Source organism: Asticcacaulis sp. MM231, from assembly GCF_964186625.1.
In the GTDB taxonomy this organism is placed as follows: domain Bacteria; phylum Pseudomonadota; class Alphaproteobacteria; order Caulobacterales; family Caulobacteraceae; genus Asticcacaulis.
In genome coordinates this window covers 2063610-2085623 of the sequence record NZ_OZ075108.1, presented here as the reverse complement: position 1 = coordinate 2085623, position 22014 = coordinate 2063610, and the positions used below count along the sequence as shown (strand labels likewise).

The 22014-nt window shown below is 59.6% G+C and carries 15 protein-coding genes and 1 pseudogene; 8 read left to right on the top strand and 8 right to left on the bottom strand.

Going from position 1 to position 22014, the window contains the following annotated elements:
- The first annotated feature begins 314 nt into the window (after positions 1-314).
- The 5 genes from rpoB to ABQ278_RS10205 all read left to right on the top strand — a co-directional run bounded on the left by rpoB (position 315) and on the right by ABQ278_RS10205 (position 9612).
- Positions 315-4388: a DNA-directed RNA polymerase subunit beta gene (gene rpoB / locus ABQ278_RS10225; protein WP_349319505.1), complete on the top strand. Its 4074-nt coding sequence runs from the start codon at positions 315-317 to the stop codon at positions 4386-4388.
- Between the two features lie 114 nt (positions 4389-4502).
- Entirely contained in the window at positions 4503-8687 is a 4185-nt protein-coding gene (gene rpoC, locus ABQ278_RS10220; protein WP_349319504.1) for a DNA-directed RNA polymerase subunit beta', read from the top strand.
- Positions 8688-8807: 120 nt separating this feature from the next.
- Positions 8808-9257, top strand: coding sequence for a hypothetical protein (locus ABQ278_RS10215; protein WP_349319503.1), 450 nt, complete (start codon positions 8808-8810; stop codon positions 9255-9257).
- A gap of 2 nt (positions 9258-9259) precedes the next feature.
- Positions 9260-9466, top strand: coding sequence for a helix-turn-helix transcriptional regulator (locus tag ABQ278_RS10210; protein ID WP_349319502.1), 207 nt, complete (start codon positions 9260-9262; stop codon positions 9464-9466).
- Positions 9463-9612, top strand: a complete 150-nt coding sequence (locus ABQ278_RS10205; RefSeq protein WP_349319501.1) for a hypothetical protein — start codon at positions 9463-9465, stop codon at positions 9610-9612. Before ABQ278_RS10210 ends, ABQ278_RS10205 begins: the two co-directional genes overlap by 4 nt.
- Here ABQ278_RS10205 and ABQ278_RS10200 read toward each other — a convergent pair.
- Positions 9609-10799, bottom strand: a complete 1191-nt coding sequence (locus tag ABQ278_RS10200) for an NAD(P)/FAD-dependent oxidoreductase (RefSeq protein ID WP_349319500.1) — start codon at positions 10797-10799, stop codon at positions 9609-9611. The genes ABQ278_RS10205 and ABQ278_RS10200 overlap by 4 nt on opposite strands.
- 104 nt (positions 10800-10903) lie before the next feature.
- On the opposite strand from ABQ278_RS10200, the gene ABQ278_RS10195 reads away from it, so the two are divergent.
- Positions 10904-11161, top strand: a complete 258-nt coding sequence (locus tag ABQ278_RS10195; protein ID WP_349319499.1) for an SCP2 sterol-binding domain-containing protein — start codon at positions 10904-10906, stop codon at positions 11159-11161.
- A gap of 180 nt (positions 11162-11341) precedes the next feature.
- Here ABQ278_RS10195 and ABQ278_RS10190 read toward each other — a convergent pair.
- Positions 11342-12032 (bottom strand): annotated as a pseudogene (locus ABQ278_RS10190) (MBL fold metallo-hydrolase).
- Between the two features lie 70 nt (positions 12033-12102).
- Positions 12103-13746, bottom strand: a complete 1644-nt coding sequence (locus tag ABQ278_RS10185) for an amino acid permease (protein ID WP_349319498.1) — start codon at positions 13744-13746, stop codon at positions 12103-12105.
- A gap of 249 nt (positions 13747-13995) precedes the next feature.
- On the opposite strand from ABQ278_RS10185, the gene hrpB reads away from it, so the two are divergent.
- Together hrpB and ABQ278_RS10175 are read left to right on the top strand one after the other, a co-directional pair.
- Positions 13996-16461 carry an ATP-dependent helicase HrpB gene (gene hrpB / locus ABQ278_RS10180; protein ID WP_349319497.1) on the top strand — a complete coding sequence of 822 codons (2466 nt, stop codon included), beginning with the start codon at positions 13996-13998 and terminating at the stop codon, positions 16459-16461.
- Between the two features lie 63 nt (positions 16462-16524).
- On the top strand, positions 16525-17187 hold the full coding sequence (locus ABQ278_RS10175; protein WP_349319496.1) for a glutathione S-transferase: 663 nt from the start codon (positions 16525-16527) through the stop codon (positions 17185-17187).
- Between the two features lie 324 nt (positions 17188-17511).
- Here ABQ278_RS10175 and ABQ278_RS10170 read toward each other — a convergent pair whose 3' ends face one another.
- The 5 genes from ABQ278_RS10170 to ABQ278_RS10150 all read right to left on the bottom strand — a co-directional run bounded on the left by ABQ278_RS10170 (position 17512) and on the right by ABQ278_RS10150 (position 21849).
- Positions 17512-17673, bottom strand: a complete 162-nt coding sequence (locus ABQ278_RS10170) for a hypothetical protein (protein ID WP_018080307.1) — start codon at positions 17671-17673, stop codon at positions 17512-17514.
- A gap of 105 nt (positions 17674-17778) precedes the next feature.
- The gene (locus ABQ278_RS10165) at positions 17779-18771 is read right to left on the bottom strand and encodes a bile acid:sodium symporter family protein (protein ID WP_349319495.1); all 993 of its coding nucleotides are present in this window, start codon (positions 18769-18771) and stop codon (positions 17779-17781) included.
- Entirely contained in the window at positions 18772-19575 is an 804-nt protein-coding gene (locus ABQ278_RS10160) for an RNA methyltransferase (protein ID WP_349319494.1), read from the bottom strand. It abuts the gene before it with no gap.
- A complete protein-coding gene (locus ABQ278_RS10155; RefSeq protein WP_349319493.1) occupies positions 19572-20498 on the bottom strand; it encodes a class I SAM-dependent methyltransferase in 927 nt (308 codons plus the stop codon). The genes ABQ278_RS10160 and ABQ278_RS10155 overlap by 4 nt, the downstream gene beginning before the upstream one ends.
- Entirely contained in the window at positions 20443-21849 is a 1407-nt protein-coding gene (locus ABQ278_RS10150) for a glycosyltransferase family 2 protein (protein WP_349319492.1), read from the bottom strand. The genes ABQ278_RS10155 and ABQ278_RS10150 overlap by 56 nt, the downstream gene beginning before the upstream one ends.
- Positions 21850-22014: the final 165 nt, after the last annotated feature.

The following is a 22014-nucleotide window of genomic DNA, read 5'->3' as shown; positions in this document are numbered from 1 at the left end:
AATTCAGCCTTGCCCCTTTACAGATGGGGGTAAACGGGGTACGTGACGCTCCCCCTTAAGGCGTATTGCGCTTTGAACGGGGCCCGCATGCCGGCCTTATGCTCTTTCTGCCGGCGAAGGGACTGATCCGAACAGATGGATCACTTACAGCGTCTTTGGTCTAATTTTTCTACGGAAAATGGCGACTAAAAAAGAGCAGGCGCAAGGCAAATTTTTCGTCCCCGGAAATGGGACAAAACCCAAACCTTGAAGCCCCCGCAGTCTAACTGCATATCGACCACATATTTTAGCGTCCATGACGCCAAGGAAAAACGATGGCCTTATCGTTCACCCAGAAGAAGCGGATCCGTAAGTCATTCGGCCGTATCCCCGAAGCTATCCAGATGCCGAACCTCATCGAGGTGCAGCGCTCATCGTATGAGCAGTTCCTGCAGCGCGATGTCCGTCCGGCCAACCGTATCGATGACGGTTTGGAAGCTGTGTTCAAATCGGTGTTCCCGGTGAAGGACTTCAACGAACGCGCCACGCTGGAATACGTGTCGTATGAGTTCGAAGAGCCCAAGTACGATGTGGAAGAGTGCATCCAGCGCGACATCACCTATGCTGCGCCGCTGAAGGTCAAGCTCCGCTTGATCGTGTTTGAATCCGATGAAGAAACCGGCGCTCGTTCGGTAAAGGACATCAAGGAACAAGACGTCTATATGGGCGATATCCCGCTCATGACCGACAAGGGTACCTTCGTCGTCAACGGCACCGAGCGCGTCATCGTTTCGCAGATGCACCGTTCGCCGGGCGTCTTCTTCGATCACGACAAGGGCAAGACCCACTCCTCGGGCAAGCTCCTGTTCGGCGCCCGCGTCATTCCTTACCGTGGTTCGTGGCTCGACTTCGAGTTCGATGCCAAGGACGTCGTCTACGTCCGTATCGACCGTCGCCGCAAGCTGCCGGCCTCGTCCTTCCTCTATGCCCTGGGCATGGACGGCGAAGAAATCCTCACGACGTTCTACGATGTCGTGCCTTACGAAAAGCGCGAAGGCGGCTGGGTCACGCCTTACAAGCCTGAGCGCTGGCGCGGTGTGAAGCCGGAATTCGACCTGATCGACGCCGATACCGGCGAAGTGATCGCGGTTGCCGGCACCAAGATCTCCGCCCGTACCGCCAAGAAGCTGGGCGACACCGTCAAGTCACTGCTGCTGGCCGCCGATGCGCTGGTCGGCCGTTACCTGGCCCGCGACGCTGTCAACTTCACCACCGGCGAAATCTACGCCGAAGCCGGTGACGAACTCGACGCCGCCTCGATCAACGTTCTGGCCGAGCAGGGCTTCACGACCGTCGACGTGCTCGATATCGACCACGTCACCGTCGGGCCTTACATGCGCTCCACCCTGCGCGTCGACAAGAACAGCAGCCGTGAAGATGCTCTGTTCGACATCTACCGCGTCATGCGTCCGGGCGAGCCGCCCACGATCGAAGCCGCTGAAGCGATGTTCAACTCGCTGTTCTTCGACATGGAGCGCTACGACCTGTCGGCCGTTGGTCGCGTCAAGATGAACATGCGTCTTGAAGAGAACGTGGCGGATGACGTGCGCGTGCTGCGCAAGGACGACATCCTCCAGATCCTCAAGATCCTGGTCGGTCTGCGTGATGGCCGTGGCGAAATCGACGATATCGACAACCTCGGTAACCGTCGCGTCCGCTCCGTCGGCGAACTGCTGGAAAACCAGTACCGCGTCGGCCTGCTGCGTATGGAGCGCGCCATCAAGGAGCGCATGTCGTCGGTCGATATCGACACCGTCATGCCGCACGACCTGATCAACGCCAAGCCGGCAGCGGCTGCGGTGCGTGAATTCTTCGGTTCGTCGCAACTCTCGCAGTTCATGGACCAGACCAACCCGCTGTCGGAAATCACCCACAAGCGCCGCCTGTCGGCCTTGGGACCTGGTGGTCTGACGCGTGAGCGCGCCGGCTTTGAAGTCCGCGACGTTCACCCGACGCACTACGGCCGTATCTGCCCGATTGAAACGCCGGAAGGCCCGAACATTGGTCTGATCAACTCCCTGGCCACCCACGCCCGCGTCAACAAGTATGGCTTCATTGAATCGCCTTACCGCAAGGTGATCGACGGCCAGACGCAGGAAGAGGTCGTTTATATGTCGGCCATGGAAGAGTCGAAGCACGTCATCGCTCAGGCCAACATCACCCTGAAGGATGGCCACATCGTTGACGATCTGGTTCAGGGGCGTGTCAACGGCGAACCCGGTCTGCAAATGTCCGCCACCGTCGACTATATGGACGTGTCGCCGAAGCAGGTTGTGTCGGTCGCCGCCGCGCTGATCCCGTTCCTTGAAAACGACGACGCCAACCGCGCCCTCATGGGCTCGAACATGCAGCGTCAGGCCGTGCCGCTGGTGAAGGCCGATGCGCCTTTCGTCGGCACAGGTATGGAAGAAGTCGTGGCTCGCGATTCCGGCGCCACCGTTGCGGCCCGCCGCACCGGTGTGGTCGAGCAGATCGACGGTACGCGTATCGTTGTCCGCGCCACCGAAGAAGCCGATGCGAACAAGCCGGGCGTCGATATCTATCGCCTGTCGAAGTTCCAGCGTTCCAACCAGAACACCTGTATCAACCAGCGCCCTATCGTCCGCGTCGGCGACAAGGTGCAGGCCGGCGATATCATCGCAGACGGTCCCTCGACCGATCTTGGCGATCTGGCGCTTGGCCGCAACGTCCGCGTCGCGTTCATGCCGTGGAACGGTTACAACTTCGAAGACTCGATCCTGATCTCCGAGCGCATCGTGCGTGATGACATCTTCACCTCTATCCACCTGGAAGAGTTTGAAGTCATGGCCCGCGACACCAAGCTTGGGCCAGAAGAAATCACCCGCGACATCCCGAACGTCGGCGAAGAAGCCCTGCGCAACCTCGACGAAGCCGGCATTGTGGCCATCGGCGCCGAAGTCCAGCCGGGCGATATCCTGGTCGGCAAGGTGACCCCGAAGGGTGAAAGCCCGATGACGCCGGAAGAAAAGCTCCTGCGCGCCATCTTCGGTGAAAAGGCTTCCGACGTCCGCGACACCTCGCTCCGCCTGCCGCCCGGCGTTGCCGGTACGATCGTCGAAGTGCGTGTGTTCAACCGTCACGGCGTTGAAAAGGATGAACGCGCCCAGGCTATAGAGCGCGCCGAAATCGAACGCCTCGGCAAGGACCGCGATGACGAACTGTCGATCCTGGAACGCAATATCTACGGCCGCCTGAAGGAAATCCTGCTGGGCAAGGTCGCCATCTCCGGACCTAAGGGTATGGGCCGCGGTGAAGTGACCGAGGAAAAGCTGGCCGAAGTGTCCAAGGGCCTGTGGTGGCAGATCGCTCTCGAAGACGAGAAGATCATGTCCGAGCAGGAAGCCATGAAGCGCCAGTTCGAAGACGCCCGCAAGCGTCTCGACCGCCGCTTCGAGGACAAGGTCGAGAAGCTGCAACGCGGCGACGAACTGCCCCCAGGCGTCATGAAGATGGTCAAGGTGTTCGTGGCGGTGAAGCGCAAGCTGCAACCGGGCGACAAGATGGCCGGCCGTCACGGCAACAAGGGGGTTATCTCCAAGATCCTCCCGGTCGAAGACATGCCGTTCCTCGCCGATGGTGAGCACGTCGATATCGTTCTGAACCCGCTGGGCGTGCCTTCGCGCATGAACGTCGGTCAGATCTTCGAAACCCACCTGGGCTGGGCCTGTCACAACATCGGTCTGCAAATCGCGGCTCTGCTCGAAGACTGGCAGAACGGCGGCCAGAAGCAGGCGCTGATCGATCACCTGCGTGGCGTTTACGGTCCCGATCAGGAGCTTCCGGAAGAGGAAGAAGACCTGATCGACCTGGCGAAGAACCTGTCGCGCGGCGTGCCGATTGCGACACCGGTCTTTGACGGTGCCCACATCAACGACATCGAGGACATGCTTGAGTTTGCCGGTCTCGATCGTTCCGGTCAGTCGATCCTGTACGATGGTCTGACGGGTGAGCAGTTCAAGCGTCCGGTCACCGTGGGCATCATCTACATGCTCAAGCTGCACCACCTGGTCGACGACAAGATCCACGCCCGTTCCATCGGGCCATACTCGCTCGTTACCCAGCAGCCGCTGGGTGGTAAGGCGCAGTTCGGTGGTCAGCGCTTCGGGGAAATGGAAGTCTGGGCTCTGGAAGCTTACGGCGCAGCCTACACCCTGCAGGAAATGCTCACCGTCAAGTCCGACGACGTGGCGGGCCGCACCAAGGTTTACGAAGCGATCGTCCGCGGCGACGACAGCTTCGAGGCCGGTATCCCGGAAAGCTTCAACGTGCTGATCAAGGAAATGCGTTCCTTGGGTCTGAACGTCGAGCTGGAAAACGGGACGACATAAGGACGGCGAGGGGGCAAGGCCCCCTCGCGCTCCCGGCCTATAACCGGGGGGCGTTCCCTTCGCGTCTTTTGAATTTTTTCGGGCCAAGCGCCCACTTTGGAGTCACTGGAAATCATGAACCAGGAAGTCCTGAATATCTTTAATCCGGTCCAGGTCGCCCCGACCTTCGACCAGATCCGCATCACCCTGGCCTCGCCGGAAAAGATCCTGTCGTGGTCCTTCGGCGAGATCAAGAAGCCGGAAACCATCAACTATCGTACGTTCAAGCCTGAGCGCGACGGCCTGTTCTGCGCCCGTATCTTTGGCCCGACCAAGGATTACGAATGCCTGTGCGGCAAGTACAAGCGTATGAAGTACAAGGGCATTATCTGCGAAAAGTGCGGCGTCGAAGTCACCCTGAGCCGCGTTCGCCGCGAGCGTATGGGGCACATCGAACTCGCGTCTCCGGTCGCCCACATCTGGTTCCTGAAGTCGTTGCCGTCGCGTATCTCGATGATCCTCGACATGGCGCTGAAGGACGTGGAACGCGTTCTGTACTTTGAAAACTACATCGTCACCGAGCCCGGCCTGACATCGCTCAAGCTGCACCAGCTTCTGAACGAAGACGAGTATTACCGTTGCCAGGAAGAATTCGGCGATGACAGCTTCACCGCTGAAATCGGCGCCGAAGCCGTGCGCAACATGCTCATGGCCATGGATCTCGCCGCGATCGCCGACAAGCTTCGCGCCGATCTGATCGATAACACCTCGGAAATGAAGGCCAAGAAGTATACGAAGCGCCTCAAGCTCATCGAATCCTTCATGGAATCGGGCAACCGCCCCGAGTGGATGATCCTGACGGTCGTCCCGGTCATCCCGCCCGAACTGCGCCCGCTGGTGCCGCTCGATGGTGGCCGTTTCGCCACGTCCGACCTCAACGACCTCTATCGCCGCGTCATCAACCGGAACAACCGTTTGAAGCGCCTGATGGAACTGCGCGCGCCAGACATCATCATCCGCAACGAAAAGCGCATGTTGCAGGAATCGGTCGACGCCCTGTTCGACAACGGCCGTCGTGGCCGCGTCATCACCGGCGCCAACAAGCGCCCGCTGAAGTCGCTCGCCGACATGCTGAAGGGTAAGCAAGGCCGCTTCCGTCAGAACCTGCTCGGCAAGCGCGTGGATTATTCGGGTCGTTCGGTTATCACCGTCGGTCCGGAACTGAAGCTGCACGAGTGCGGTATCCCGAAGAAGATGGCGCTCGAACTCTTCAAGCCCTTCATCTACGCCCGCCTCGACGCCAAGGGCCTCTCCGGCACCGTCAAACAATCGAAGCGCATGGTCGAGCGCGAGCAGCCGCAAGTGTGGGATATCCTCGAAGAGGTCATCCGCGAACACCCGGTCATGCTCAACCGCGCGCCTACGCTCCACCGTCTCGGCATCCAGGCCTTCGAGCCCAAGCTGATCGAAGGTAAGGCCATCCAGCTTCACCCGCTCGTCTGTTCGGCCTTCAACGCCGACTTCGACGGCGACCAGATGGCTGTCCACGTCCCGCTCTCGCTGGAAGCCCAGCTTGAAGCCCGCGTGCTGATGATGTCGACCAACAACATCCTGTCGCCCGCCAACGGTCGCCCGATCATCGTGCCGTCGCAGGATATCGTGCTCGGTCTCTATTACCTGTCCCTCGTGAAGGACGGTGAACAGGGCGAAGGCATGGTGTTTGTGGACCTGAACGAAATCCAGCAGGCGCTGGATAACGGCTCGGTGTCGATGCACGCCAAGATCAAGTGCCGCTTCACCCAGATGGACGCTGACGGCGTCGTGCGCACCAAGGTGGTCGATACCACCGCCGGCCGCATGAAGATCGCCGCGCTTCTGCCGCGTAACGAAAACATCGGCCTCAAGGTCCTGGAAAAGACCCTGACCAAGAAGGAAATCGGCAATCTGATCGACGTGGTTTACCGCCACTGCGGCCAGAAGGCGACGGTGATCTTCGCCGACCAGATGATGGCTCTGGGCTTCAAGGAAGCTGCCCGCGCCGGTATCTCGTTCGGTAAGGACGATATCGTTATTCCGGAAACCAAGGTCGGTATCATCACCGAAACCCGCACCCTGGTTGAAGAATACGAGCAGCAATATGCCGACGGTCTGATCACCAAGGGTGAGAAGTACAACAAGGTCATCGACGCCTGGTCGAAGGCTACCGACCGCGTGTCGGACGAGATGATGAAGGAAATCAGCCGCAAGCACATGACCGCTGACGGCCGTGAAGCTGAAATCAACTCGATCTACATGATGGCCAACTCCGGCGCCCGTGGTTCGCAGGCCCAGATGAAGCAACTCGGTGGTATGCGCGGCCTGATGGCCAAGCCGTCCGGCGAAATCATCGAAACGCCGATTATTTCGAACTTCAAAGAGGGCCTGTCGGTTCTGGAATACTTCAACTCGACCCACGGCGCCCGTAAGGGCCTCGCGGATACCGCGCTGAAGACCGCTAACTCCGGTTACCTGACCCGCCGTCTCGTCGACGTGGCACAAGACTGTATCATCATGGAAACCGATTGCGGCACTACCCGTGGCATCACGCTGCGTGCGGTCGTCGAAGGCGGTGACGTGCTGGTCAGCCTCGGCCAGCGTGTCCTCGGCCGTACCACGGCGGAAGACATCCGCGACGTGGCGACCAAGGAGGTCGTCGTTGAAGCCGATACCTATATCGATGAAAACGTCGTCGATCTGATCGATAACTCTGGCGTCCAGTCGGTCAAGGTCCGCTCGGTCCTGACCTGTGAAGCCGAACAAGGCACCTGTGCCGCCTGTTACGGCCGCGATCTGGCCCGTGGCACCAAGGTGAACATGGGTGAAGCGGTCGGCGTTATCGCTGCCCAGTCGATCGGTGAACCCGGCACCCAGCTCACCATGCGTACCTTCCACATCGGTGGTACGGCTCAGGTGGCGGAAGCGTCGTTCTACGAAACCACCTCGGACGGCGTGGTCAAGCTGTCGGCGGCGCCTACCGTTAAGGGCACGCACGGCGACCTGATCTCGATGTCGCGTAACCTTATCATCACCATCTTCCACGATGGCAAGGATCGTGAAACCTATAAGGTTCCTTATGGTTCGCGTCTGCGCGTTGTCGAAGGCACCACGGTGAAGAAGGGCCAACGCCTGGTCGAATGGGATCCGTACACCACCCCGATCATCACCGAAGTCGGCGGCAAGGTCCGCTTCGAGGATCTGACCGACGGCCAGACCGTCCGCGAGGAAACCGACGAAGCAACCGGCATCTCCAACCGCGTGGTTATCGACTTCCGCTCGACGAGCAAGGTCGAAATCCGCCCGGCCATGGGTATTACCGACGACGCCGGCGCCTACAAGAAGCAATCGAGCGGCAGCGATGCCCGCTACCAGCTTCCGGTCGGCGCTATTCTCTCCGTCGGTAACGGCGACGAGGTCAAGCCGGGCGATATCGTTGCCCGTATCCCGACAGAAGGCGCTAAGACCCGCGACATCACCGGTGGTCTGCCGCGCGTCGCCGAACTCTTTGAAGCCCGTCGTCCGAAGGATTGCGCCGTCATCGCCGAAATGGATGGCCGCGTCGAATTTGGCCGCGACTACAAGAACAAGCGCCGCATCAAGATCACCCCCGATGGTGAAGGCGAAGCGGTCGAGTTCCTGATCCCGAAGGGCAAGCACATCTCGGTCCACGACGGTGATTACATCCAGAAGGGTGACTACATCATCGACGGCAACCCTGATCCGCACGATCTGCTGCGTATTCAGGGCGTTGAGGCTCTGGCCGAATACCTGGTCAACGAAGTGCAGGAAGTTTATCGTCTGCAAGGCGTGCCGATCAACGACAAGCACATCGAAGTCATCGTGCGTCAGATGCTGCAAAAGGTCGAAATCCTGGAAGCCGGCGATACCGGTCTGATCAAGGGCGACCATCTCGACAAGGCGGAAGTAGATATCGAGAACGCCAAGGCTGAAAAGCGCGGCGGTCGTGCGGCCCTCACGCAGCCGATCCTGCTTGGTATCACCAAGGCAAGCTTGCAAACCAAGTCGTTCATCTCGGCGGCTTCGTTCCAGGAAACCACGCGTGTCCTTACCGAAGCTTCGGTGCAGGGCAAGATCGATACCCTGGACGGCCTGAAGGAAAACGTCATCGTCGGTCGCCTGATCCCGGCCGGTACGGGCGCCTACCTCCGTCAGCTCCAGCGCGTCGCCATGAAGCGCGACGAGCAGTTGTCGCATCAGCGCGAAGAGGCCATGGAGCCTCTGCCCGCCGAAGTGCTTCTGGAAGCGCCGGCTGCTTCCGAGTAAGATCGGTAGCCTGATAAAAATCAAAGCCCCTGAGCCTCACGGTTCTGGGGCTTTTTTATGGCCTTGACTTAGTGTAACCCATAGGTTACGTGTAACCTATGGGTTATATTGGAGGTTAAGATGTCTGAGAGCGATGTGTTGCTTCGCAAGGCCGATAAAATGGTCGGTAATCGCTGTTTTATGTTGATGCTGAACGCGGTAAGCTATGCGGCCTGGATGACCGGTCTGGCGGTGAATACCGGGACCTCGGTGGGGCAGGAGGTCCCGTTTTGGGGATATTTGCAAACTGTGGGTATGGTTGGTTGGGTACTGAGCCTGATCGGCGTTGGCTGGACCATGCTCGATGCCTATCTGCATAGGGAGATCACCGTCCTCGTCGATGATGAGCGCACCAAGCATGTTACGGCCTGGGCCTTTGGCGCTGGCTATCTGCTGCTGCTGTTTCCACTGGCGGGTATATATACTGCCAGCTATTTCATGCCGGTGGATATTCGCTTTGTCATCCCCATTATGCTGGCGGTTGGCGTCGTCGGCCCCAATGTAACCTATGCCTTGCTATTTCGGAACTGACTGTGGGTAAACTCGGCAACCGCCTGAAAGACTACCGAGCCGCACGCAGCCTGACCCAGGCCGATCTGGCCGTCATGGCACAGGTGTCGCGCAAGACGATCAACACCATCGAGAATGAAGTCTTTGTCCCGTCCACGCTTCTGGCCCTGCGTCTGGCGCAGGTGCTGGAAGCAAAAGTCGAGGACCTGTTTTATCTGGAGGACGCATGAAACTGCGCACGTGGGGCCGCAAGCCCGATCCCCGCAAACTGGCGGCCAATCAAAAGCGCCGCCAATGGATGATCTATACCGCTATCTATGGCGGCAGCGCCGGTGTCTTTATGATGACCGTGGCAGCCTTGGTTCTTTCGCACTAAACCGCCTGACCGGCGGCCCAGCCCGATGACCAGGCCCACTGGAAATTATACCCGCCCAGCCAGCCGGTGACATCGACACATTCACCGATGAAATAAAGCCCCGGACATTTCAGACTTTCCAGGGTCTGCGATGACAGGCCTTCGGTATCGATACCGCCCAGCGTCACCTCGGCCGTGCGGTAGCCTTCGGTGCCATCGGGCATAAACGACCAGCGATTGACGGCATCGGCGAGGGTTTGCAAGGTGGCGTTGGAAAGCTCGGCCATCCGGTTTTCGGGCTGAACCTTGTGCCACTCGAGCAGGCGCTCGGAGAGGCGGCGCGGCAGCACCTCGGCCATCACCGTGCCGATCGTCTGCTTCGAGCGATCCTTGCGCTTGGCCTGCAAGTGCGCCAGCATATCGATATCCGGACGCAGATTGATCTCGACGGTCTGACCGGGTTTCCAGTAGCTGGAAATTTGCAGGATCGAAGGTCCGGAAAGACCCCGGTGGGTAAAGAGAAAGCCATCGTCAAAACTGGTCTTGCCACAGGTCACCCGGGCATTGAGCGATACGCCTGAAAGCCCTTCAATGGCGGCCAGTTTGTCACCCCCCAGCGTGAAGGGCACCAGACCGGCGCGCGTCTCGGTGATGCTGTGGCCGAACTGGCGGGCAATATCGTAGGCCAGACCTGTGGCGCCCATCTTGGGGATAGACAATCCGCCTGTGGCCACCACCAGCTTATCCGCCATCAGGACGCCGTTCGACGTGTCTATCTCGAAACCGTCAGGTGTCTTCGTCACGCCTTCGATGCTGACGCCGAGATAAAGCTCACCGCCGGACTCTTCCAGATCATCGAGCAGCATGTCGATGATGTCGCCCGCCGAGGTTTCGCAGAAAAGCTGGCCTTCGGTCTTCTCGAAATAGGGGATGCCATGCGCCACCACGCGATCAAGGAAATCCCACGGCGTGAAGCGTTTGAGCGCCGAAATGCAGAAATGCTCATTGTGCGACAGGAAGTTCTTCGGCGTGGCTTTCAGATGGGTGAAATTGCATTTGCCGCCGCCTGAAATACGGATCTTTTCGGCCGGCTTTTTGGCGTGATCGAGCAGGATGACGCTCTTGCCGCGCCGTGCCGCCTCGATGGCACACATCAGCCCTGCGGCGCCGGCGCCTATTATCACCACATCGTGTGTCTGGCTGGTCATGGTTTTCCTGAATATTCTGCGATCTTGACGCAAGGTCTGGCTTGCCGGGATGGTAACTTAACCTTAAGGTCAGCCCACGCTGTACCACAAAACAGGAAGCAAACATGTCCGATCTTGAAACCATCACCCAAAAAATCATCGCCGCTGTGGGCGAAAACTCCGGCCTCGGCAAGATCGTGAAAATCGATTTCGGCGATCTCGGCAAGATCCTGATCAATGCGGCCCAGGTGCCGAACGTGGTCAGCAACGACGATGGCCCGGCCGATACCACGGTCGCCATCTCCATCGACGATCTGAAAGCCATGGCCGCCGGTGCTCTCGATCCGATGATGGCCTTCATGACCGGCAAGATCAAGATTTAGGGCGACATGGGCATTGCGCAAAAGCTGCTGCCCCTCCTCAAAGGCTAGGGCAGGGTCGTAACGACCCTGCACCCGTTACGCGACGGTGTTAGATATGGGCTTGTCTGCCAAGGCGCAGACAAGCCCATTGTCGTTTCAACATGCTCTGCCGCGTTATGGGTGAAGGGCCCGCGGCCCTGCCTAGCCTGGGCCTTGGGTGTTGGGCTTGGCCTGACCGACGACGCGATCGGCGACGTAAGGGTTGTTCTGGCGCTCCAGGTTGAAGCTCGACATCGGGCCGTGACCGGGCACGAACTGTACATCACCGAGCGGCCATAGCTTGTGCGTGATCGAGTGGATCAGATCGGCATGATTGCCGCGTGGGAAGTCGGTGCGGCCGATAGAGCCCTTGAACAATACGTCGCCAACCTGCGCAAAGCCGCTGGGCGCGTGGTGAAAAATAACATGTCCGGGGGTGTGGCCGGGGCAATGGATCACATTCCAGGTCGTTTCACCGAGCGTGACGGTATCGCCGTCATGCAGCCAGCGGTCGGTCGTGAAACTGCGCATGTCGTCAATGCCATAGCGCTGCCCCATACTGGGGATGGAGTTCGATCCAGAACTGGTCGTCTTCGTGCGGCCCTTCGATGGGGGCGCCGGTGCGCTCCTTCAGTTCGGCGGCACCACCGGCATGATCGGCATGACCATGGGTGATCCAGATCTTGTCGACCGTCAGGCCGCGCCGCTTGATCTCATCAAGGATCGGATCGAGATCGCCGCCCGGATCGATGATCGCGGCCTTGTTTGTTTTCGTGCACCAGACCACGGTGCAGTTCTGCTGCAGCGGCGTGACGGGCGCTACGAACAGGCGGATCGGTGGTTCTTCGGACATAGTGACTCACAAAAGAAAAGGCTCAGACCGATGTACGATCTGAGCCTTATCCATTCAAGCTGTTGCCAGCTTATTTCTTGATATCGTCGACGCCGTGACCGAGAGCCTCGACAGGGCCTTCAAGTTCATCGTCTTCCGAGATGTCGATGCCCTTGGCGAGCTTCGAGTGCCAGAAGCCGTAACCCAAATAGATCACCACACCCACCAGAGCGTAGCAAACGAGGATGGTCAGCGGCAGGGTGTTGCCGCGATTGTAGTGATCGATCATCGGCGCGAAGTTCTGCCAGGCCAGGAACAGACAGGCCAGGATGCCGAGCACGGCGGTCACGATGCCGCCGGGTACCTTGAACGGGCGTTCCATTTCAGGGTGCTTGATGCGCAGATAGATGACCGACAGACACACGATCGAGAAGGCTACGGCGGTGCCGAGGCTGACGAGATCGCCCAGCAGCGAGATCGGCAGGAAGGAGGCCGCTATGGCGATCATAATTCCAAGCAGGATGGTGCCAAGCCAGGGCGTGCGGAATTTGCGGTAAATCTTGGCGAAGACAGCCGGCAGCAGGCCATCACGCGCCATAGTGTAGAAGATGCGCGTCTGGCCGAAGCACAGAACCAGCATGACCGAGCTGAGACCGGCGACGGCGCCGACCTTGATCAGCAGGCTGATGGCGTTCATCTGGCCGCTCGGCACGTAAGGCCACGGGAAGTTGGCCCAGGTCAGCGCCATACGGTCGATGGCGACGGCGATAGGCGCCGGGCTGGCCAGTTCGAGATAAGGCACCACGCCGGTCATGACGGCGGCGACGGCCATATAGATGATGGTGCAGAGGATCAGGGCGCCCAGGATACCGATGGGAACGTCGCGCTTGGGGTTCTTGGCTTCGGCGGCGGCGGTGGAGACGGCTTCAAAACCGACATAGGCGAAGAAGATGATAGCCGCGCCGCGGAAGATGCCGCCAACGCCGAATTCACCGGGATTGCCGGTTGCCTTGGGGATAAACGGGTGCCAGTTGGCCGGATTGATATAGGCAATGCCGACGGCGATGAAGGTGAAAAGCACGATGATCTTCAACACGACGATGGCGTTGTTGACGTTGGCCGATTCACTGACGCCCAGCACCAGCAGACAGGTGACGAGGGCGATACCTATGGCGGCGACCAGATTGAAGGTGCCGGTCATCGACATGGTGGTGTGGCCGGCATCATTGGTGACGGCCTGAACCAGCGGTGTCGCCCATTGCACGGCGGGGTGGGCCGCATCTCCGCCAATAATGGAGGGGAAGTGGACACCGAAATCACCGAGCAGGCTGACGACATAGCCGGACCAGCCGACCGCCACGGTGGAGGCGGCGATGCCGTATTCCAGCACCAGCAGCCAACCCATGACCCAGGCGGCGCTTTCACCCAGCGTGCCATAGGCGTAGGTATAGGCCGAACCGGACACCGGCATGGTGGAGGACAGTTCGGCGTAGCACAGTCCGGCCAGCGCACAGGCGATGCCGGCGACGATGAAGGACAGCATGATCGCCGGGCCGGCATTGGCGGACGCCACCTGGCCGGTCAGAACAAAAATGCCGGCGCCAATAATAGCGCCGACCCCAAGACTTATCAGATTAATAGGCCCAAGCGTGCGCTTGAGCGGGCTCTTCGCCGCTTCTGCCTGAATCTTCAGAATTGATTTTTTAAGCACAAGCTGGCTTAGGAAATTGGCCATATGACCCCTCGCAAATTTTATAATTATAGCGCTTAAGCCTTATGCACAAAGCGCAAACAGGCCCTGTGAGCGAGCCCCTGATCGTGACGCTATCGTCATATTGTCACTTTGGCAACGGCTTATTAAGCAAGCGCTTGCGACGGATAGCGTCAATGCGCGCAATTCGCGAATTTCGGGCCGGAGCGCGACGATCACGGCGAACGTCCGAGTTAAACTTGAGTTCTGGGGGCTTTCTGATACCAAGGCGCGATGTTACCCGTAACGGAAATCTATGCGCCGCTGAAAGACTGGCTGGTGGACCACACCACGGCCCTGATCATTGCGCCGCCAGGTGCGGGCAAGACCACGGGCATTCCTCTGGCTTTGCTCGATGCGCCTTGGCTAGCGGGCCAAACCCTTATCCTGCTGGAACCGCGCCGTCTGGCCGCTCGTGCTGCCGCTGCGCGTATGGCCGAAACCCTGGGCGAGCCGGTGGGCCAGACCGTTGGCTTTCGCGTACGTGGTGAAAGCAAGGTGTCGGCGAAAACGCGCATCGAGGTGGTGACCGAGGGCATTTTCTCGCGCAAAATTCTCGATGATCCGTCGCTTGAAGGCGTCGGTGCCGTTATCTTCGATGAATTTCACGAGCGCAGCCTCGATGCCGATCTGGGGCTGGCGTTTGCGCGTGATGCGCAAACTGTGCTGCGTGATGATCTGCGCCTTTTGGTCATGTCGGCCACACTCGATGGCGACCGCGTGCTCGGCTTGCTCGAAGGCGCGGGCCGCTTTGAATCGCAAGGGCGCACCTTCCCGATCGAGACCCACTATCTCGGCCGCGATCAGGCCCTGATGATGGAGCAGGATATCGCCCGCCATGTGGCGCGCCTGTCGACCAAGCTCAACGCCGACAAGGCCGAGACCCTGCTGGTTTTTTTACCCGGACAGGGCGAGATACATCGCGTGGTGCGTTTCCTCGAAGAGCGCGGCGTCGCGTCTCATATCGATATCTGCAAGCTCTACGGCGCCATGGATTTCAAGGATCAGGCCCATACCCTGGCGCGCAATGAAGCTGGTCATCCCAAGATCGTTCTGGCCACCGCCATCGCCGAAACCTCTCTGACGCTGGATCGTGTGTCCATGGTGGTCGATTGCGGGCTGTCGCGGCTTGGCCGTTTCGATGCGGCGCGCGGCACGATCCGCATGGTCACCGAGCGGGTATCCAGGGCTTCGGCTGATCAGAGGCGCGGACGGGCAGGGCGCACCCAGGCCGGCGACGCCTATCGCCTGTGGGACGCCGAGCAGGACCGCTCGCTGATCCCCTTTGCCAAGCCGGAAATTCTGGAGACCGATCTGTCGCAACTGGCGCTTTCCTTACGGTTATGGGGCGCGAAGTCGACCGAGGGGCTGGCCCTGCTCGATCATCCGCCAAAGGCTGCCATGGAAGAGGCCATGAAGCTGCTGCGTTCGCTGGATGCGCTCGATACGGCCGGCGATCTGACGGCGCATGGCAAGGCCATCGCGCACTTGCCGATGGCGCCGCGCCTGGCGCACATGCTGATCCGGGCGGCCGAAAACGGTGCGGCGGAACTGGGCGCCAATCTGGCGGTGCTCCTGTCGGAAAATGGCCTAGGCGGTAAATCGACCGATCTCGATACGCGGCTGGAAGCCTTGTCGCGCGATCGTTCACCCAAGATTTCGCAGGCGCGCACTCTGGCGCAAGGTTGGGCAAGGCAGGCGCAAGGCCTGATAAAATCGACAACAAAACAAAAGCTTGTCGGCAAGTTCTCACATCATCTTTTGGCCGAATGCTTTCCGGAGCGGATTGCCAAGGCGCGGGGCAAGGCCGGCGAATTCGTCATGGCCAATGGTCGCGGCGTCTATGTCGACGAACATGATTCCTTGGCGAGTCAACCCTATCTGGCGGTCGGTGATCTCGGCGGTGGCTCGAACCGCGACCGCATCCTGCTGGCGGCACCTCTGAGCGATATCGACATCCTGAGCCTGTTCGCCGACCGCCTCGACAAGGGCGTGGTGCTGGAGCGCAACAACGGCCGCTTCCGGGCCTTCGAACAGGTCAGGCTCGGTGCTGTGGTCCTGTCCAGCAAGCCGCTTGACAAGATACCGCCTGAACTCCTGCTTCATGCCGAGGCTGAAGAAATTCAGCAAAAGGGATTGAAAGCGCTGAACTTATCGGAGGGCGCGCAGGCCTTGCGCGCTCGTGTTGCCTTCCTGAAAGCGCAGGACGATAGCTGGCCGGATATGGGCGATGAGACTTTGCTCGGCACTCTGGAAACCTGGCTTGGGCCCTACGCCGCCGGTAAATCCATGTTGTCGCTTGGCGGCCATGTCATCCTGCAGGCGCTCAGCAATATCCTCGATTATGACCAGCAGCGCGCGCTCGATAAACTGGCGCCGGAAACCTGGCGTATGCCGACCGGCTCCAACATCCGCATTGACTACGAAGCCGAGGGTGGGCCGCGATTGGAGGTGCGCGTGCAGGAACTTTACGGCACCACCGTCCACCCGGCCATCGGGCCCAATCGCACGCCGATCACCCTGGCCCTGACCTCGCCGGCGCATCGTCCGATCCAGATTACCAGGGATCTGCCGGCGTTCTGGAGCGGTTCGTGGTCTGAGGTGCGCAGCGATATGAAGGGGCGCTATCCGCGTCATGTATGGCCGGAAAATCCGCGCGAGGCCGATCCGACGACGCGCGCCAAACCCAGAGGGACGTAATTACTCCGCGTAAACGAAATCCGATTAGGATCATGAGCGTATAAGAGTAAAACCGGAGCCGCCATGATTACCGTACACCACCTCGACAATTCTCGCTCGCAGCGCATTTTGTGGCTGCTGGAAGAACTGGGCCTGCCCTACGAGATCAAGGCCTATAAGCGCGACAAGAAGACCATGCTGGCGCCGCCAGAACTGAAGGCGGTTCATCCCCTCGGTAAATCGCCCGTCATTACCGATGGGGCCCGAACCCTTGCCGAAACCGGCGCCATAGTGGACTATCTGGTGTCGACCTACGGCGACGGCCGTCTGATCCCAACCGCCGGCAGCGAAGAGCGTTTCAGCTATACCTATTGGATGTATTATGCCGAAGGCTCGGCGATGACGCCGCTTTTGCTCAAGCTGATCACCAACAATATCCGCGAGCGCGCACCGTTGTTCATCCGGCCGATCGCCGCCGGAATCGCCAATAAACTCGACGCCACTCTGGTGACGCCCAATCTGACAGCCAATATAGATTTCTGGGAAGATACTCTGAGACAATCACCATGGTTTGCCGGCGCGGATTTTAGCGCGGCCGATATCATGATGAGTTTTCCGCTGGAAGCGGCAGCCAGTCGCGCCGGTGCGAACACAAAGCCGCATATCAAGGCGTGGCTGGCAAGCATACATGCGCGCCCGGCCTATCAGCAGGCGCTCAAGCGCGGTGGCCCTTACGCCTATGCTTAGATGGTTATGCAGCCGGCAAAGGCGACGCCGATGAACGGCAAAACGATAAGTTTCAGAATCAACTTCTTCATAACATTACTCCTTGGACCTGAGCGCAGGCTAAGCGGGCAGGGCCCTGATGTAAATGGAAAAGGCGCCGTTTTATCGGCGCCTTTATATCAGGATGAGACTTCCTGACCGTGATCTTAGTTGCGGGTATAGGTCAGGTGGTCCGCGCCGCTGCGATCGATGATGATGCAACCGGAGAGGCTGGTGGCCAGAACGGCGACGCACAGAAGCTTGATGGCGAGAGATTTCATGGATTTTCCCCTACAATAGAATGGACTAAAAAGATTTCGAGCTGGTCATAACATCGGCCGGCTTTTCCCCGGCGCTGGCCGGCGGTGACGTGTCGTAGTCGTGATCGGGCGCCACGTACATGATACAACCGCTGAGGGCTGAGGCAAGTGCGGCAAGGCAGGCGACCTTGATAAGAAGGTTTTTCATGGCGGGTCTTTCAAAGGGGTGCCGGATGCGCCCCTGATGGAATGAACTTATGCGAGCCTCTATGAACGGTATATGAACCATTTCCACCTTAATTCTTTTTAATAATCAGGCGGCTATTTCGTTTTCTTTGGTCTGTGTCTCTTTTGCCCAATAATTGGCCAGCGGCGTGCAGATCAGAAGCTGGAGCGGATGGTACAGCATGATCGGCAGCAGGATCAGTCCCAGCCCTGACGGATGACCCGCGAACAGCAGGGAGGCCATGGGCACGCCGGTGGCCAGGCTTTTCTTGGTTCCACAAAAAACCACGGCAGCGCGGAAGGCGGGTGCGATATGGAAGGTGTCGCAGGCTTTCCATAACAGCAATAGCACGAGGAAAAACAAGCCAAGCGTGGCGGCCATGACCAGCGCCAGCGTGGAAAGGCTGTTGCTGCTCCAGATGTGGCGGGCGAAAGAATCGCAGAACGAGGTATAAACCAACAGCAGAATGGTGCCGCGATCGGCGGTCTGCGCCCATTTTCGATGCTTTTCCAGCCAGGTGCCTATGAGCGGGCTCATGACCTGACCGATGAACAAAGGCAGGGCCAGCCATAGCATCAGGTCGATAAAGACGGCCATAATATCAAGATGTTGTCCGCTGCTTTTCAGCAAGAGGCTCATCCATAGTGGCGTGATGAAGATACCGATCAGGCTCGAAATCGTGGCGTTGAAAACCGCCACCGGCACATTGCCGCGCGCCGCGGCGGTCATGGCCACGGAAGACGAAACCGTCGACGGGATGGCGCACAGATAGAAGAAGCCGAGGCGCAGGTCCGGGCTGATCAGCGGGCCCGTCAGGGTTAGGAAGGCCAGCCCGATCAGGGGAAATAGCAGAAATGTCGCGCTCTGAATGATCAGGTGCAGACGCCAGCGCATCACGCCGTCCTTGAGCGCGGCGAACGACATCAGGGCGCCATTGAGGAAGAAGATCAACGCCACGCCAAGCTTGGTGACCAGTTCGGGATGAAGCGCACCGCCTTCCGCGCCGAAACTTGGGAACAGCGCCGCCAGTAAGATGGCCACCACCATGCCGGTGAGGAAGGGATCGAATTTAAACCTCACCTAGAGCCCTGCTGCCGCATAGATCATGATGCCGGTCGCTACCGACAGGTTGAGGCTGTCGGCGCGGCCCTTCATCGGGATCTTGACGTGGGTGTCGCAGACCGCAGCGATCTCCGGTGTCAGGCCGGATTGTTCGGTACCCATCAGCAGGAGCGTCGGGCGGACATAAGGGGCGGTGCGGTGATTATGCGTGGCGGTCAGAAGCGTGCCGACCACCGAGCCGGTCCAGCGCTTGCGATCAGCCACAAATTGCTCGCGTGTGCATCTGACGATCGGCAGGGCGAAGACCGAGCCCATAGTGGCGCGCACCGTTTCGACCGAGAACGGATCGACGCAATCGCCGATCAGGATGACCCCGCCTATGCCGGCCGCATCGGCGGTGCGGATAATAGTACCGAGATTGCCGGGATCGCGCACCTGTTCAAGCGCCACCCAGACATCGTTGGTTTGCGGATCGATATCCTCAAGCGTCCGGTTCACCTGCGCGAACACGGCTATGACCATTTGCGGATTATCTTTGCGCGATATCTTCTCAAGAATTTCGCGGGTTACTTCCAGAACCTCACCTTTTGCCTTAATCGTCTCGTCGATGGCGCGCTTGAGCAACGGATGGTAATCCGTGCCATTATCGCTCTTTGGGCCATAGACGAGAATTTGCGGCGCAAAGCCGAGATCAAGGGCATCGATGATGATCTTCAACCCTTCAGACAGGAACTGGCCGGTCGCCTCACGCTCCTTGCGCATATGCAGGGCGCGTATGTCCTTGATCGTCTGGTTGGTCAGCGAGGTGATCTGCTTGATCATTGCGCCATCCATCGCGCAAAGAAGCTGAGGCCGATCTCGCGCGGGGCAATATCCGCTGGCTTGACGCCCTTCAGTGGCTTCGAATCCTCGATCAGGGTCAGTTCGCCGTAATCGACGCGGCCGCCTTTGCCGGGACCGACGGCTTCGGCGACCAGATGCGCCAGAGCCGGGCCGGAGACACGCGCCGCATAGGCATTGAGCAACAGGAAAGACGCCTCGTCCGAGAGCAGTTGCGCGCACAGATGGATCATCTCGGGCAGGTCTTCAAACAGACGCCACACCTCGCCGGTCGGCCCGCGGCCATATTTCGGCGGGTCGAGAATGATACCTTCATATTTCGAACCGCGCTTGACCTCGCGCTGGACGTATTTACGCGCATCCTCACAGATCCAGCGGATCGGCGCATCGCTCATGCTGGACAGGGCGGCGTTATCACGCGCCCAGCCGATAGCCTTTTTCGAGGCGTCGACATGGGTGACCTTGGCGCCGGCTTCGGCCGCCACCAGACTGGCGACGCCGGTATAGCCGAACAGGTTGAGCACACGCGGGCTGTTGCGCTTGGAAATCGCTTCCTTTTGCCAGGCCCAGTTGGCGGCCTGTTCGGGGAAGAAGGCGAGGTGGCGGAAATTAGTGAACCGGCCATAGAACCTGGCCTTCTCCCAACCGAGCGCCCATTGCTCCGCCGGTTTGCGCGTGAAGCGCCAGTTGCCTTCGTCGTCCTCGCCATGGGGATCGAAAATGGCGTCGGCCTTATCCCAGAGTTGCGGGTATTTCGGCGCCCACCAGCATTGCGGTTCCGGGCGGATGACGAGATAGTCGCCGTAGCGTTCGAGCTTCTTGCCGTCACCGGAATCGACGAGGGCGTAATCAGCCCAGGCCTGGGTGCGCAGAGTGGTGGGGGTGTCGCTGATGATCATGTTCATGGCCATAAGCGCTGCGTTCGGCTACGTAAAGAGGGCGCGCTTCAAAAACAGGTGTAGATGGCGGGCTTTGGCAGGCGATCGGCGCGTGTTCGGTCTTGTCCCAATGGAAAGGACGGGTCGCCAGTTGATAGAGCGCGAAGGCGGCCGCCAGCGATTGCAGACACCAGTAGAACGGTGCGCCAAGGACATCGCGCCAAAGGGGTTTCAGGCCGGCGCGCCTTGCACCCAGCACCAGGGCCATCATGCCGCTTATAGCGCCGATGAGGAAGAGAGACAGGTCGCGCGAACCGAGCGGCGTCAGGACTTCGGCCGGATTGCCGATATATTGCACGATGCTCAGAAGCAGGGCGGCGATCACGAGGGCTGTGAAAGGCGCATAGAAAAGCGCCGCGCCAACGCTCACACCGACGCCGAGGAAGAGGCCTAACCAGGCGCGCGGACGAAAAGAGGTGTAGAAACGGGTATGTACCAGTAGGGTCTGCATGTAACCCTTGATCCAGCGTGTCCGTTGCGGAATCCAGGCAAGGGTATTGGAGGGTGGGGTCTCCAGGGTTGGAGAAGTGATGATGCCGCAGAGATAACCGTATTGCGCCAGCCTCATGCCCAGATCGGCATCCTCGGTGACATTATAGGCATCCCAGGCGCCCAGCCGCTTGAGAATAGCGGCTTTGAAATGGTTGCTCGTGCCACCAAGCGGAAAGGGCAGGTTGAGATGGTGCAGGGCCGGCAGTAGGACATCGAACTGCACGGCATATTCATAGGCGAAATGCCGGCCGATAAAGCTGGTGGCATCGACCGGCCGCAGCGGCGCCTGTATGCAGGCCAGCATAGCGCTTCCTCTGGCGAAGGCGCGGGCGGCTTCGCGAAGCTGATCGGCGCGCGGGCGGTCCTCGGCGTCATAGATGACAACCAGATCGCCGGTGGCAAGGCCAAGCGCATGGTTCAGCGCGCGCGGCTTGGTCCGCGGGGAGCCATCGGGCACTTCGATAATCTTCACATAGTCAGGCAGTCTTAGGGCGCGAAAAGCGGTAATTGTGGCGTGGTCGTCTTCTTCCAGGGCGAACAGGATTTCCAGCCGGTCGCGCGGGTAATCGAGATCGAGCATAGCTTTTAGCAGTTGCGGCACGATGTCGGCCTCTTTGTAGAGGGCGACGATCACGCTGTAATGGGGCAGGTTTTCGTTGGAGGCGTTGGTCAGGTGATCGGTATGTTCAGTCGCTTGAGGTGGCTTGGTAATGCAGGCGGCCAGTCGCAGAATGGCATTGCTCATAAAACAGGCCCAGCTCAGCCAGTACAGGCCGCCGAGCACGGTTGACGGCGCTCCTACACACAGGGCCGCAAAACCGGACACGAGGAGTATCAGTGCCCCTATCTGTTGCCAGGAGGGCCCGGAGCGTGCCGAAAGAGCGGACGCCTGAGGCTTAACGGGTTTGGTGACGCGCGGAGGAAAAACCTGCGGTTTAGCTGTTCCGGCCGACGCAAATCCTTATACATCCACTTCTGCTTGAAGGTTTCT